Source organism: Mesorhizobium sp. ES1-3, from assembly GCF_020164795.1.
Classification (GTDB): domain Bacteria; phylum Pseudomonadota; class Alphaproteobacteria; order Rhizobiales; family Rhizobiaceae; genus Mesorhizobium.
Map to the genome: position 1 here is coordinate 1 of NZ_JAIUGW010000030.1, position 13789 is coordinate 13789.

Annotated in this window: 16 protein-coding genes, 1 tRNA gene and 1 pseudogene; 12 read left to right on the forward strand and 6 right to left on the reverse strand. The window is 61.5% G+C overall.

Annotated features, from left to right (window positions below; translation table 11 throughout):
• Positions 1-74 precede the first annotated feature (74 nt).
• Positions 75-614 (reverse strand): annotated as a pseudogene (locus LB536_RS27555) (SOS response-associated peptidase); the annotation flags it as partial.
• A 261-nt stretch (positions 615-875) separates the two neighbouring features.
• On the opposite strand from LB536_RS27555, the gene LB536_RS27560 reads away from it, so the two are divergent.
• Positions 876-1355, forward strand: coding sequence for a hypothetical protein (locus tag LB536_RS27560; RefSeq protein WP_224598133.1), 480 nt, complete (start codon positions 876-878; stop codon positions 1353-1355).
• 69 nt (positions 1356-1424) lie between these two features.
• Here the strand turns inward: LB536_RS27560 and LB536_RS27565 are convergent, their stop codons facing one another.
• Positions 1425-1829, reverse strand: coding sequence for a YgjP-like metallopeptidase domain-containing protein (locus tag LB536_RS27565; RefSeq protein ID WP_224598134.1), 405 nt, complete (start codon positions 1827-1829; stop codon positions 1425-1427).
• Positions 1830-2295: 466 nt separating this feature from the next.
• Between LB536_RS27565 and LB536_RS27570 the strand changes: the two genes are divergently transcribed.
• Positions 2296-3003 carry a hypothetical protein gene (locus LB536_RS27570; RefSeq protein ID WP_224598135.1) on the forward strand — a complete coding sequence of 236 codons (708 nt, stop codon included), beginning with the start codon at positions 2296-2298 and terminating at the stop codon, positions 3001-3003.
• 338 nt (positions 3004-3341) lie between these two features.
• Here the strand turns inward: LB536_RS27570 and LB536_RS27575 are convergent, their stop codons facing one another.
• Positions 3342-4247, reverse strand: a complete 906-nt coding sequence (locus LB536_RS27575) for a hypothetical protein (RefSeq protein ID WP_224598136.1) — start codon at positions 4245-4247, stop codon at positions 3342-3344.
• 233 nt (positions 4248-4480) lie between these two features.
• Entirely contained in the window at positions 4481-5344 is an 864-nt protein-coding gene (locus LB536_RS27580; protein ID WP_224598137.1) for a hypothetical protein, read from the reverse strand.
• 590 nt (positions 5345-5934) lie between these two features.
• Between LB536_RS27580 and LB536_RS27585 the strand changes: the two genes are divergently transcribed.
• On the forward strand, positions 5935-6168 hold the full coding sequence (locus LB536_RS27585) for a hypothetical protein (protein WP_224598139.1): 234 nt from the start codon (positions 5935-5937) through the stop codon (positions 6166-6168).
• Between the two features lie 128 nt (positions 6169-6296).
• Here the strand turns inward: LB536_RS27585 and LB536_RS27590 are convergent.
• Positions 6297-6371 (reverse strand) — tRNA-Thr (locus tag LB536_RS27590).
• Between the two features lie 161 nt (positions 6372-6532).
• Between LB536_RS27590 and LB536_RS27595 the strand changes: the two genes are divergently transcribed.
• From LB536_RS27595 to yacG, 9 genes are all read left to right on the forward strand, one after another.
• Positions 6533-6709: a hypothetical protein gene (locus LB536_RS27595; protein WP_140758919.1), complete on the forward strand. Its 177-nt coding sequence runs from the start codon at positions 6533-6535 to the stop codon at positions 6707-6709.
• A 129-nt stretch (positions 6710-6838) separates the two neighbouring features.
• Positions 6839-8131 carry a UDP-N-acetylglucosamine 1-carboxyvinyltransferase gene (murA, locus tag LB536_RS27600; protein WP_015316269.1) on the forward strand — a complete coding sequence of 431 codons (1293 nt, stop codon included), beginning with the start codon at positions 6839-6841 and terminating at the stop codon, positions 8129-8131.
• Positions 8132-8435: 304 nt separating this feature from the next.
• Positions 8436-8867, forward strand: coding sequence for a DUF2948 family protein (locus tag LB536_RS27605; RefSeq protein WP_140758918.1), 432 nt, complete (start codon positions 8436-8438; stop codon positions 8865-8867).
• A gap of 7 nt (positions 8868-8874) precedes the next feature.
• Positions 8875-10167, forward strand: coding sequence for a histidinol dehydrogenase (hisD, locus tag LB536_RS27610; protein WP_224598141.1), 1293 nt, complete (start codon positions 8875-8877; stop codon positions 10165-10167).
• 6 nt (positions 10168-10173) lie between these two features.
• Complete coding sequence (locus LB536_RS27615; RefSeq protein ID WP_140758916.1) at positions 10174-10659, forward strand: UPF0262 family protein; 486 nt, start codon at positions 10174-10176, stop codon at positions 10657-10659.
• Entirely contained in the window at positions 10647-11117 is a 471-nt protein-coding gene (locus LB536_RS27620; RefSeq protein WP_224598237.1) for a low molecular weight phosphatase family protein, read from the forward strand. Before LB536_RS27615 ends, LB536_RS27620 begins: the two co-directional genes overlap by 13 nt.
• Positions 11118-11314: 197 nt before the next feature.
• Positions 11315-11533 (forward strand): translation initiation factor IF-1, encoded by a 219-nt coding sequence (gene infA / locus LB536_RS27625; RefSeq protein WP_006329283.1) that lies wholly within the window; start codon positions 11315-11317, stop codon positions 11531-11533.
• Positions 11534-11551: 18 nt separating this feature from the next.
• Entirely contained in the window at positions 11552-12178 is a 627-nt protein-coding gene (locus tag LB536_RS27630) for a Maf-like protein (RefSeq protein ID WP_140758914.1), read from the forward strand.
• Positions 12175-12372: a DNA gyrase inhibitor YacG gene (yacG, locus tag LB536_RS27635; protein WP_140758913.1), complete on the forward strand. Its 198-nt coding sequence runs from the start codon at positions 12175-12177 to the stop codon at positions 12370-12372. The genes LB536_RS27630 and yacG overlap by 4 nt, the downstream gene beginning before the upstream one ends.
• Before the next feature lie 32 nt (positions 12373-12404).
• On the opposite strand, the gene LB536_RS27640 is transcribed toward yacG, so the two are convergent.
• Positions 12405-13775: an alpha-glucosidase/alpha-galactosidase gene (locus LB536_RS27640; RefSeq protein WP_224598143.1), complete on the reverse strand. Its 1371-nt coding sequence runs from the start codon at positions 13773-13775 to the stop codon at positions 12405-12407.
• Positions 13776-13789 lie beyond the last annotated feature (14 nt).

Below are 13789 nucleotides of genomic sequence, written 5' to 3' on the forward strand. Positions count from 1 at the left end.
GAACGCTTCATTCGTCCGTCTCCTTGAGCGGGACGAACTCTACCAAAAACTGGAGGAGCTTCAGGGTCTCAGGTCACCGGCATAGCCTTCTCGTGGATCGGCGCTATGAGGGCATTGGGCTTAGTCGTTAGGAAGCCGTAAAGCTCGAAGTCGCCCGGCCCATCCTTGACCCTGCGGACCCCCTGCCAACGCGTCCACATGCCTGCGAAGAAGAACAAAGGCCGGCCCTCACTTCGGGCAAACCAGAAGTTCCGCTGTATGCCCGTCTCCGGGTCCTTATCGTTAGGCTTGGGGCTCGGCTCCGCGAAGCTCGTGACGGGCACCACACAGCGGTTCTCCACGCCAACATATTGCTGCCAATGGCCATACTGCGGATTGCGAATGTTGGTGGTGCCATAGTCCGCCTTGCCCTTCACCCGCTCTATCGGCGTTGGCATCCCCCAGAGCAGCTTGCCAAGCTCTCGCTGTCCGTCGGGGGCATTACGGACCACAGCCCCTGGCATGTTGGGATAGACATCCAGCGAGGGCTCAAGGTTACCCATGATGTCCCGCATGGCGCGGGTCCACTCCCGGATGGCGTCCTGGCTGGTGGTGATATTATAAAGGTTGCACATGATGGGATATGTGCCCGAAAGGCTTCAACCGCGCTAGAGTGGATTAGCTCTCGCATAGCAGAGTCCCTCCGCGTTGTATGCCGGCTCTGGGCTTCCCGAATTCAGTGCCCTCCATTGAAAGCGTCGCTCGCGCATCTTGGGCGGCCCGGTTGTCAGACGCTCATATTCTAGGCTGACCTCTGGGCAGTAGGCCCGTGGAAACTATCCTCGATTATCCGTGGCGGTCTGCTATGACCTCGGAGGTGACCGGGGAAACAAATCATGATCGAAAAGCAGGATCGTCAGAAGCAGCTCGCTGTTCGGATAGCGGAAAACGCCACGCCAAGCCAGAATCACGCTCTGCAGACCCTTGTGGTAAGGCTACTAGATCTTCGCCGATCGGATTTATCCGTTTATCAGAAGGCGCGGGAAGCTATCTCCGCGACAATCACGAGCAAGGCGATCTGGCCTGTGCTGAAGATCATCGCCTTAGAGACCAAGAAGCATGGCTGGGACAAGCGCACAGCCGCGCAGCGATTAGGGCTCAGTGCGGCCGCTGTGAGTGTAGCGATGTTCGGCGGAGCAAATGCAGGGATTGCGGCCCTCGGCAGTGCGGTTGGGGTTCCGCTTTGGGTGGTTTTGGGCGGCGGCGCGATGTTTGCTCGATACCTTTTTGAGGAACTTCAACGATCGCAAAAAGTCGACAGCGGTGTGACGTACTCGGTGTTGGATGGTGAACGCGTCGATCCGCCGAAGGAATAGTTCGACGAACGCTCATGGCGCCGCCCTTTGCCGCACATCACGTCTCGGACTCTCATCTCAACCCAAGCCTCAATCGTTCAAGATGATCTCGGCGCTGTGATCCAGCCGCGACTTGATGCCCTCCCAGCCTGGCATGGAGCGCGTCAGGAGGCGGAAGAACTCGGGGCTGTGATTGTGTTCCCTGAGGTGGCAAAGCTCGTGGGTGATGACGTAATCGATCGCTTCGCGCGGAGCCTTGACCAGGAACGGATTGAGGGTGACCGAACCGCCCGTCGCGCAGCTTCCCCACTGCCGCTTCATGTCGAGCAGACGAAAGCGCGGCGACTCCTGGACCCACGGCAGCGCCTTCGAGATTGCCTCGATGCGGCCGGCGAAATAGTCACGCGCTCTGAGGCGATACCAGGCCCGGATGCGAGCCCGAAGCGCCGACCTATCGATGCTGTCCGTCGCCACGATGAGCAGCCCGCGCTTCAACTTTATGGACCGCTCGGCCTTGACCGAGATCGAGGCGCTTGGTCATCGCGCAAGCGCCCTTGTGGATAAGGGCCGTCTGTTCTTCCCCAATGTACCGTCTGGAACTGGGTCCACGAAAGATGAAGGGATCAGAGTCCGCCTGCTGGATCAAGTGCTGCGGGCCTGCTACGTCGCTCGGCATCTAGTAGTACATGGTGGCCAAGACGGATTGGTCTTGAGAGGCCAAGTATGGGAATCTCGGCGGCGCTTCGTGATAATCCTTCAGGACGAGATGGCCGGCTCCCTACGTAGAGTGGGAGCGGACAGCAGGGGCGACCATGTGCCTATAGACCCTCGAACCTGGCAGAAACCGACCAGACCGCTTAAACTTCCCGTTGCAGATGAAAGGCAATCGCCTTGAACCTGCGTTGCGCTATTGCGGGGCAATGGCACGCGGTCCGGATGTGATCGATGGGATGAGAAACCAATGCAAGACCGCTATGCAGGCGACGTCGGCGATTACGCGAAATTCGCCTTTCTCAGGTGTCTAGCTCAAGGGCGCAGCCTTGGGATAGCTTGGTATCTCCATCCGGATGAAGGTCACAACTCGGACGGCAAGCATATTTCCTACCTGAACAGCCCGGACAATTGGAGGCACCTCGACCCGGTCCTTTTCGATACGCTTTCTACAGTGGTAGCCAACGGACGCTCTATATCATCCATTGAGCGTTCGGGCGCGTTGAAAGCTCAATTCTCAGGCGAAAAGCTCGTTTCCGCTTCCCTTCCGTGGCAACTACGCTCCCAATGGAGAAGAGCTTGGTTTCGGCGATTGGTGACAGACCTCGACGGAGCTGATCTCGTCTTTGCGGACCCTGATAATGGCCTTGTGGACGACGATCCTTCACGGCCAAAGCGAAGACCCTTTGGGAAGCAAATGCCGCTGTCAGAAGTGAACGCGCTTGCGCAAGGCCGAACCACCGTCGTCTACCATCACAACAGCCGTTTCAAAGGTGGCCATGACGCCGAAGTGGAGCATTGGCTTCGCCGCCTCGGCAACAGAACTATCGCCGTCAGGGCAACTGCATTTAACTGCCGCACATTCTTCGTAGTGAATCCTGATGACACAATTGTCGAGCGAGCGAAAGAGTTCTGCGGCCGCTGGTCAGGGCACAAAGTTCGTTTCCATGTCTCTTGACCCGTCTGTACGGCCCTGTGTACATCCGCTCTACTTGGCTTCAAAGACATTTAAATATCAAAGCTGGAACGTGCGGATGTCGTTCTGCCGGCCGGCGCCGTCGATAGGCTACCAGGCGGCGCATGTCACCATCAATATCGCCCCGCGAACCGTCGGCTTTCGGGTCAGGCGATTAATGGCTTCCCTCAAGGCTGGCGATGTCTGCCGTGGTGGCAATTTGGCGCATGATCCCCCCAGCAGTCCCGGCCCCTGGTGCTCCGCTACCCGGCCCGGGCGGAGCCCGCGCTCTGCCGCGCAGATTGGAGCCTTCGCGTGGGCGACCCCTTCTAGTGATCCGGCTACCGAGCTACACGGGTAAGAAAATCATAAATGACCTGATCCAGGACTTCCGAAGGGTCGTTAGAAAAATCGCGAACCGGCGTCCCAGCATCCGTTTCCTGGCGGACCTGTGTCTGGCGAATGTCGAGCATCTCCGCGAGGTGCTTGTCATGAAGCAACACGAAAAGCTTGCCGCCCTCCCGCATTGCCCCAAACGCTGCCAATTCCGCGTTCTCCTGAGGCTCTTTCCGACTGACCAGAAAGCAGACTGATCTCAAGGCGCTAACATTAACATAGCGCTCAGTGGAGTAGATTTGATTAGGCGTGATCCCGTCGCTGTAGTTCTTACACTCGAAGATGATCGCTCTTGTACGGAAGTCGCGAGTCAGCGTGTCCCAGAAAGGGTGCCCGGCCCTAACTCGGTAAACGATGTCCAGTATGTCCAGCCCCTCCTCGGTCCGGCTTTGCGGCTTGGGGTCGACCAGGAACCTACCAAAGAGATAGAAAACAATCTCCTGAATCACTGCCTCATAGGCCTTTGCGTGCTCCCGTCCTGGTGGAATGGCGGCCAGCTTGTTCCGAAGACGCGTGCCTTCGTATAGCGGGTCTTCCTTCCCGGCAGTAAAGCTTGCCGGCGCCCCTGACACTGAAAGGCGCCCGGTTTCTGCTTCCAAGCTATAGGGCGTCTCGGCAATGTTACGCGCCAGTTCGCCGACGTACTCGACCTCCGCAACTTCATGGAAGAACTTTGCGAAGCGTCCCATCAGGCCAGTGTGTCCAGAGGGAAGGCGATTCAATTCCTCCTCCAACTGCCTCCTATCCCACACCCGGATTCGGAAATTGCTCTGCGCCCATGCAAGATGACCAGGTTCAACATTGCAGCTCACGATGACCACATGGCTGCCGGCTTGGTCCACCAAGGACAACAAGGCCTTCGACCGAGCGACGGTATCTCTTAATTCGCTTAGGCTTGGTGGGTTTGATGGGACGACCTTTGTGTCAACCGAAAGACGTTCGCCCTTTGATTCGGCCAATATGTCAGCCGCCTGAGGCCAACCTTCCGTGGGCCGCCACTCCGTAGTGGTTGCGTAGCCCATGGCTCGAAGAAGTTCGGCGCAAAGTCTCCCGAATTCCTCCCCTAGCCTGCGAACCTCCATCACTATCCTCCGTTCGGCCGCGCAAACAATGACTCAATCTTCCTCAGTTCTGTCGCGAGTCCTGGCAGCATAACATCAGAAGAGCCATACTTCGCGTGGACCGTCTGGCTAGAATGCCCCGCGAGATACTCCGCCGCGCTCCCCTCCAGTCCATAGCGGCGACATAGCCCGACGAAGAGATGGCGGAGCCCGTGGTTAGGAGCAACCCCCGGCCTCACCAGCCCCACCGTCTTCCCTCTCACCCACCGGCCAATCAGGGACGTTGCGCCGTCCCTGAAGAGCTGGCCTTGAGGAGCCGCCTCGACCCACGCCAGAAATCCCTCCCCCTCCAATGCCGGATGGACCGGGATGCGCCTCTCGCTGTTTGTCGTCTTGAGGGAGCGCTTTCCGGCGCTGGTCACCTTGAAGAACCAGAGGCCCTCCGCCTGAAAGAAGTCGGACTTCCTAAGCGTGTTCGCCTCACTGATCCGCAGGCCCGCATAGAGGCACAGCCAGGGCAGCCACCGCTTGCTGGTATCGTCCTCCCTCCGCGCCGCGAGCAGAACCGAGCGGGCTTCCTCCATGGTATAGGAGGTCTCGTCTGCCGGCTTCTCCATATAGCTGGGCAACTCCACGCGCCCCGAGACGGTCTCTGCCTGAGCCATGGTGTCACGGTGGTCCCGCTGCTTCTTGCCCCAGTTGATGATGGTCCCGATGGCCACCAGCCTGTCGGCAATCGTGCGGTTCGAGACCCCGGCCTCGTCCTGCATGGCATCCAGCCAAGCCTCCACTTCGCGGACCGTCACGGTGGCCGCATTGTCAGAGCCGCGATGGGCAGCGAAGGTCTCCGCGATCCGCTTGTACTTCTTGACCGACTTGTCGGGCATCGGCCTGGAGCCCTGCCCCGCCTTCCGCTTTGTGGCCTGGGCGTTGATGATTGCCTCGAAGGTGACCCATTGCCACTCGCCTCCGTGGCAGGCTTCGTAGCTGTTGGGATGAACGGCGGAGCCTCATCCAACTCGGCAACCGGTCTATAGCGCCCCGCGCGGCGGTCTTCGAGGGCAAGCCCAACGGCGGCCATCTTGTGCGCCATCTGGAGGTTCAATAGGCGGCGCGTCTCGGAATTGACGTGAAGGCCGCGAGCCAAGAGGGCATCGTCGGACTGCTCTCCATGCATCGCCTCAATCATGGCCACAAAGTCTGGAGCGAGCGCGTTGCGGAGGGCTGGGTGGACTTCAAGGAGGCGGAGAGCCAGGCTGCCCCGCTCATCCTCGGCCGCCGAAAGATAGTGCTTGAGGTCCGCCAACAGCGCCTCCCGCGAGGCTTCGGGCAGCGAGGCAATGCTTCGAGCAAACCTTCCGCCATCGTCCACGGGCGGCGGCACTTGGCCTGCGACCGGGGGCGCGTCGAAGGGGTCTGCCTCATGAGCGGCGAGGAATGCCCTTGCTCGCTCCGCCGCTAGGGCCACGAGTTGCTGATGGCTGAGGCGCTGAGGGCCGGTGTCGAGAAGACCCTGCCAGGCCTCCAGGAGCTGCTCCCAGCTGTCGAGTTTATTGCGGTAGACGCGCGTTGCGTGGGCTCGATCCCGCTCCCCAAGGGACTTGGTGAACTCCTGGCTTTTCCCGATCCCAGTAGCCCCCAGCTTCAACAAATCGTCGCGCCGATCCCAGAGACGCTGGGGGATTCGGAACTTGCCTTGCCAAACCTCTGAGCCTTTGCGCTTGGATAGACCCCGCATTCTCCACCGAATTCCCGCCATACCAGAGCACATTCCCATAACAGTCCGCACATGCGGAAGCCACGGAAAACTCTAAGTTTTTGATGCCGCTTCGGAAAATCTGGTGCTGCGAGAGAGGATTGAACTCTCGACCTCTCCCTTACCAAGGGAGTGCTCTACCACTGAGCTACCGCAGCCGCCGATGGCGGGGCTTCTGCCATATCGAACCGGTAAGCGCAAGGCCAAGAACAACGCTTCTGTGAAAGCCTTTGCCGGATAGCTTTCCATGACATGGCGGCGCCACAATGTTGGCTATCCCTGAATGGCGGGTTGGCTGGTCGCCAGCCGGGGCGGGACGATGAGCGACAAGACAAATCCACCGAAGAGCAGCGAAACAATCCGCAAGAACCGGCTCGCCGAGCAATTGCGCGCCAATCTGCAGAAGCGCAAGGCGCAGTCGCGCTCGCGCCGCACAGGTGAGGCCGACCAGCGACCCGACGGGCTCACTGCTTCAAAGGAAATGCAGAAAGATTAACTCAAATCGGCCACTCTTGGACCGGGGTGGGCGAAATCCTATTTCTTGAACCAGATTGGCCAATGGTCTAGACGGGCCGATACTTAAACGATTGAACCGGCCTTTTCTGGCCGAGAGGGACGTTCTCCAATGGATCGCATCAGAATTGTCGGCGGCAACAAGCTTGCCGGAAGCATTCCGATCTCGGGTGCGAAAAATGCCGCCCTGCCGCTGATGATCGCCTCGCTTCTGACCGACGACACGCTGACGCTCGAAAACGTGCCGCATCTGGCCGATGTCGAGCAGTTGATCCGCATACTCGGCAATCACGGCGTCGACTATTCGGTCAACGGCCGCCGCGAGAAGCAGAACGAGGGCTATTCGCGCACCATCAACTTTTCCGCCCGCAACATCGTCGACACCACCGCTCCTTACGAGCTGGTGTCCAAGATGCGCGCCTCGTTCTGGGTGATCGGGCCTCTGCTGGCCCGGATGGGCGAGGCCAAGGTCTCGCTGCCCGGCGGCTGCGCCATCGGCACGCGCCCGGTCGACCTGTTCCTCGAAGGCCTGCAGGCGCTGGGCGCCGATATCGATGTCGACACCGGCTACGTCATCGCCAAGACGCGGAATGGCCGCCTTGTCGGCAACCGTTACGTCTTCCCCAAGGTCTCGGTCGGCGCCACCCATGTGCTGATGATGGCGGCATCGCTCGCCAAGGGCGAGACGGTGCTCGAAAACGCCGCCTGCGAGCCCGAGATCGTCAATCTGGCCGAATGCCTCAACGCGATGGGCGCCAGGATTTCCGGCGCCGGCACGCCGACCATCACCATCGACGGCGTCGAAGCGCTGTCGGGGGCGCGCGTTCGCGTCATCCCCGACCGCATCGAGACCGGCACCTATGCCATGGCTGTCGCCATGACCGGCGGCGACGTCGTGCTGGAAGGCGCACGGCCGGAGCTGCTGCAGACGGCGCTCGACGTGATTTCGCAGACGGGCGCGGAGATCACGCAGACCAATTCCGGCATCCGCGTGAAGCGCAACGGAGCCGGCATTTCGCCGGTCGACGTGACGACGGCGCCCTTCCCGGCCTTCCCGACCGACCTGCAGGCGCAGTTCATGGGCCTGATGACCATGGCCAAGGGCAAGTCGCGCATCACCGAGACGATCTTCGAAAACCGCTTCATGCACGTCCAGGAGTTGGCGCGGCTCGGCGCCCACATCACGCTTTCGGGCCAGACGGCGATCGTCGACGGCGTGGCGAAGCTGAAGGGCGCTCCAGTCATGGCGACCGATCTTCGCGCTTCCGTCTCGCTGGTCATCGCTGGCCTGGCGGCCGAGGGCGAGACCACGGTCAACCGCGTCTACCATCTCGACCGCGGTTTCGAGCGGCTGGAGGAAAAGCTTTCCAATTGCGGCGCGGTGATCGAGCGTATTTCGGCTTAGCGATCCGCGGTCGCTTGGCGAAATCATCTGCGAAGCGCCCTTCTCCCCTCGCTATACGGGTAGAAGTGCTTGGCAGCGGCCGATGAGGGGTGCGCAAAACCTGAGGCAAATCCCTCTACAGCATGTCGCGGCGAATAGGATTCGCCCGACCTGCTGTAAGTTTCTGATTTTATGCATGTCGTTATCCCGGAACCGAGGACACTTCCAGGCGACATGCATCAGCAGGACCCCTGTCGCGGTTGCACCGATCGGAAAGACCGCCTAACAGAAAGGCTGATTGCCAACCTTCAGGTGTGAAATCCGCATGGCCTTGAAACTCATTGCGCTCGACGACCAGGATCTGAGCATCGTCTCGGCTCATCTCCAGGACGCCGTGATGAAGGTCGCGGACCTCGAATTCCTGCCCAAGGCCAAACGGTTCGTGCTGACCATGAACCGTTTCGTGTGGGAGGCCAAATCCGGCCTGTTTCGCCAGCACAATGAACGACGGCAGGCCGTGCTGCATTTCGACCGGGTGCTGGGCGCCAAGACCAACGGCATCGCCCGCGACAAGCCGGCCGAAATCCTCTCCCTGCTGGCGATCAGCTTCATCGAGATCAGCAAGCCCGCCGGCATCGTCGAACTGATCTTTTCGGGCGGCGGCACGATCATGCTCGATGTCGAATGCATCGAGGCCCGCCTTGCCGATATCGGCGGCGCGTGGGAAGCCACGTCACGCCCCATACACAGGGCTTGAGCATACGATGGCCATCACGCTCCGCCAGTCCGACGCCGATTTCGAGCAGCGTTTCGCCGCGTTCCTCCTGACCAAGCGCGAGGTATCGGCCGATGTCGACGCCGTGGTGCGCGACATCATCGCGCGCGTGTGTGCCGAGGGCGACGCGGCACTGATCGACTACACGCAGAAATTCGGCGGAGGCGACCTCGCCGAGCTCGGCATTGCCGTCTCGGCGGAAGACATCGCCGGCGCCTATGCCGAGGCCGATCCGGCCACGGTCGAGGCGCTGAAATTCGCACGTGACCGCATCCGGTCCCATCACCAGCGGCAAAAGCCGCAGGACGAACGCTACACCGATGCCGCCGGCGTCGAGCTCGGCTCGCGCTGGACCGCGATCGACGCGGTCGGGCTCTATGTGCCGGGCGGCACGGCAAGCTATCCAAGTTCGGTGCTGATGAACGCCGTGCCGGCCAAGGTAGCCGGCGTCGAGCGCATCGTCATGGTCGTGCCGGCACCGCACGGCGTCGTCAACCCGCTGGTGCTGGTGGCGGCGGATATATCGGGCGTCTCCGAAATCTACCGCGTCGGCGGCGCGCAGGCGATCGCGGCACTTGCCTATGGTACGCAGACGATCAAGCCGGTGGCCAAGATCGTCGGCCCCGGCAATGCCTATGTCGCCGCGGCCAAGCGGCGGGTATTCGGCACTGTCGGCATCGACATGATCGCCGGGCCGTCGGAAGTGCTTGTGGTGGCCGACGGCGGCAATGATCCGGAGTGGATCGCGGCGGACCTGCTTGCCCAGGCCGAGCATGACGTGTCGTCGCAGTCGATCCTGATCACCGACGACCCGGCTTTCGGCAAAGCGGTCGAACAGGCGGTCGAACGCCAGTTGCAGAGCCTGTCGCGGGGCGAGACGGCGGCGGCGAGCTGGCGCGATTTCGGCGCCGTCATCCTGGTTCCGACCATCGAGGCGTCGCTGCCGCTGGTCGACCGTATCGCCGCCGAACATGTCGAGCTGGCCATCGACGATGCCGAGGGCTTCCTGGCGAAGATGCGCAACGCGGGCGCGGTTTTTCTCGGCCGCCACACTCCCGAGGTCATCGGCGACTATGTCGGCGGCTCCAACCACGTGCTACCGACAGCGCGCTCGGCGCGCTTCTCGTCGGGCCTGTCAGTGCTCGACTTCGTCAAGCGCACCTCGGTCCTGAAGCTCGGGCCGGAGCAGTTGCGCATGCTGGCACCGGCGGCGATCGCACTCGCGCAGGCGGAAGGGCTCGACGCGCATGGTCGCTCCGTCGCCATACGGCTGAACATGTAGGCCGGCATGACGGGCCACCATCAAACCCGCGCAAAACTGATCGATGTCGAACTCGATGAATCGATCGGCCGTTCGACGCCCGATATCGAGCATGAGCGGGCGGTGGCGATCTTCGACCTGATCGAGGAGAACAGTTTTAAGCCTGTCAATGACAGCGGCACAGGTCCTTACCGGCTGAAGCTGTCGCTGGCCGAGTCCCGCCTGGTCTTTGCCGTGGCGCGCGAGGACGGCGCCGCCGTCGTCACCCACATCCTGTCGCTGACGCCGCTCAGGCGCATCGTCAAGGATTACTACATGATCTGCGAGAGCTATTACGACGCCATCCGCTCCTCGACGCCGAGCCATATCGAGGCGATCGACATGGGCCGCCGTGGCCTGCACAATGAGGGCTCGCAGACACTGATGGATCGGCTCTCCGGCAAGATCGACATCGACTTCGACACGGCGCGACGCCTGTTCACGCTGGTCTGCGTGCTGCACTGGCGGGGCTGATCCTGGTCCCCGGCGCCCTGCCCCACTCGGTCCTGTTCCTGTGCGGCATGAATGCCGTGCGCTCGCCGATGGCCGAGCAACTGGCGCGCCGGGTGCTGCCCGCCACAATTTTCGTCGCCTCGGCCGGCGTGCGCGCCGGCGAGCGCGACCCGTTCGTCGACGCCGTGCTTGCCGAGGACGGCCTGATGCTGGGCGAACGCCATCCACGGAAGCTGGACGATCTCGAGGACGACTATTTCGACCTGATCGTGACACTGGCGCCGGAGGCGCACCATGCCGCGCTCGAACTCACCCGCTCGCTTGCCGTCGAGGTGGAATACTGGCCGACGCCGGACCCGACCGATGCCGGCGGCACGCGCGAACAGATCATGGCCAGCTATCGCGACGTGCGCGAGCGGCTGAAGTTGCGCATAAGCCGACGTTTTTTGCTTCCCGAAGCAAAAAACGCGACGGATTAAGCGTGTTCACAAGCGCACGATTATCATATAGGTTCCGCCGAAATTCCGGCTAGAGTCGGATGATTTCAGGTCTGTCCGACCTGAAATCATCCGACTCTAGGTCAAAGAAGTAGAGCATGATGTCGTCGGAAATCCGCTTCACACTTTTCGGCATCATGCTCTAGGCGCCGGAACTGTCATCCAAGCAAAGGTATCGAATGCCGAAGGAAGAAGTCCTCGAGTTTCCGGGTATCGTCACGGAATTGTTGCCCAACGCGATGTTCAGGGTGAAGCTCGAAAACGAACACGAGATCATCGCCCATACGGCCGGCCGCATGCGCAAGAACCGCATCCGCGTGCTGACCGGCGACAAGGTTCTGGTCGAGATGACGCCATACGACCTGACCAAGGGCCGCATCACCTACCGTTTCAAGTAAGATCAAGACCCGAGCGCGATGAGCATTTCGCAAAAGCTGGTGCTTGCCTCGGGTTCGCCGCGCCGCATCGAACTCTTGCAGCAGGCCGGCATCGAGCCGGACCGCATCCTGCCAGCCGATATCGACGAAACGCCGCTGCGTGCCGAGCATCCGCGTTCGCTGGCCAAACGCCTGTCGAAGGAAAAGGCCGAGAAGGCGTTCGCGTCGCTGAAGACCGAGACGGACTATGCGCCGAGCTTTGTGCTGGCCGCCGACACGGTGGTCGCGGTGGGGCGACGCATCCTGCCCAAGGCCGAAACGTTGGATGATGCCGCCAACTGCCTCGGGCTGCTGTCCGGCCGTTCGCACCGGGTCTATTCCGGCATCTGCCTGATCACGCCGGGGGGCAAAATGCGCCAGCGGCTGGTCGAGACGCGGGTGCGTTTCAAGCGGCTGCCGCGCGAGGAGATCGACGCTTATGTCGCCTCGGGCGAATGGCGCGGCAAGGCCGGCGGCTATGCCGTCCAGGGTCTCGCCGGCTCCTTCGTCGTCAAGCTCGTCGGCTCCTACACCAACATCGTCGGCCTGCCGCTCTATGAGACGGCGGCGCTGCTCTCGGGCGAAGGTTTCAAGGCCCATCAAAACTGGCTGTCCGCGCGGCCATGAGCCTCGACGACAAAGTGACGCCGTTGCGGCCCAAGCGCCCTTGCCCCGAATGCGGCAAGCCGTCAGCGCGCGAGACCTATCCGTTCTGCTCGACGCGCTGCAAGGACATCGACCTCAACCGCTGGCTGAAGGGCGCCTATGTCATCTCGGCGCGCGACGACGAGGAAGAACCGGACACTGACGAGCCGAAATGAAGCCAGGGCCGAAATGAAGCCAGGGCCGCCGGTCAGGCGGCCTGGTTCTTGCGATTTCCACGCGTCCAGGCTGGCAGCCAGTCGCCGTGAGCGGCCAGGAGATCATCGACCAGTGACCAGATCTGGTCGAGGTCGAGTTCGGCCGCAGTGTGCGGGTCCATCATCGCCGCGTGGTAGATGTGTTCGCGGTTTTCGCTCATCAGCGCCCGCACCGTCAGTTCCTGCACATTGATGTTGGTGCGGATCAGCGCCGTAAGCTGCGGCGGCAGGTCGCCGATATAGGTCGGCTGGATGCCGGAAGCATCGACGAGGCACGGCACTTCGGCGGCACAATCGCGGGGCAGCGAGGTGATGCATCCATTGTTGCGGACATTGCCGTAGATTACCGACGGCTCGCCGGTCCAGACCGAATTCATGATCGATGAGGCATATTCCTTGGACTCCTCGACCTCGATGCGCTGGGCCGAGTTATAGGCCTGCGCCTGGTCTTTCCAGCGCTCGATCTGCTCGATGCAGCGCTTGGGGTATTCATCGAGCGGAATGCCGTATTTCTCGATCAGATCGGGGCGGCCGTCCTTGATGAAATAGGGCGTGTATTCGGCAAAATGTTCCGAGCTTTCGGTGACGAAATAACCCAGCCGGGTCAGCATCTCGTAGCGCACCTTGTTGGGGCAGCGCGGATTCCAGCCAGGCTTGGGCGCGCGGCCTTCGCGATAGGCACGCAGCAGATCGGGATAGAGATCGCGGTAGGATCCGTCCGGCTGGCGATGCTCGAACTTCAGGTAGAAGGCCATGTGATTGATGCCGGCCGAGCGGTAACGAATCTCGTCGTAGGGAAGGTCGAGATCGTGCGCCAGTTCCATCGCCGTGCCTTGCACCGAGTGGCACAGCCCGACCTGCCTGATCTCGGGGTATTTCTCTGAGATCGCCCAGGTGTTGATCGCCATCGGGTTGACGTATTGCAGCATGATCGCCTGCGGACACACGGCAAGCATGTCCTCGCAGATCTTCCAAAGATGCGGCACGGTCCTCAGGCCGCGCATGATGCCGCCGACGCCGAGCGTATCGGCGATCGTCTGGCGCAGGCCGTATCTCTTCGGCACCTCGAAATCCGTAACGGTGCAGGGCTCATAGCCGCCGATCTGGAAGGCGACGACGACGAAATCGGCGCCCGCCAGCGCCTTGCGCTGGTCCGTGTAGGTTTCGGCCTTCGCCTTGACGCCGAGTGTGGCGATCAGCTTGTTGACGACGACGGCGCTTTCTTCCAGCCGCTGCGGATTGATGTCCATCAGCGCGATCGTGGCGCCCGAAAGCGCCGGGCGCTGCAGCACGTCGCCGACGATGTTCTTCATGAACACCGTCGAACCGGCACCGATGAAAGTGATCCTGGGATGTCTTGCCAATGTAACCTCCGGCA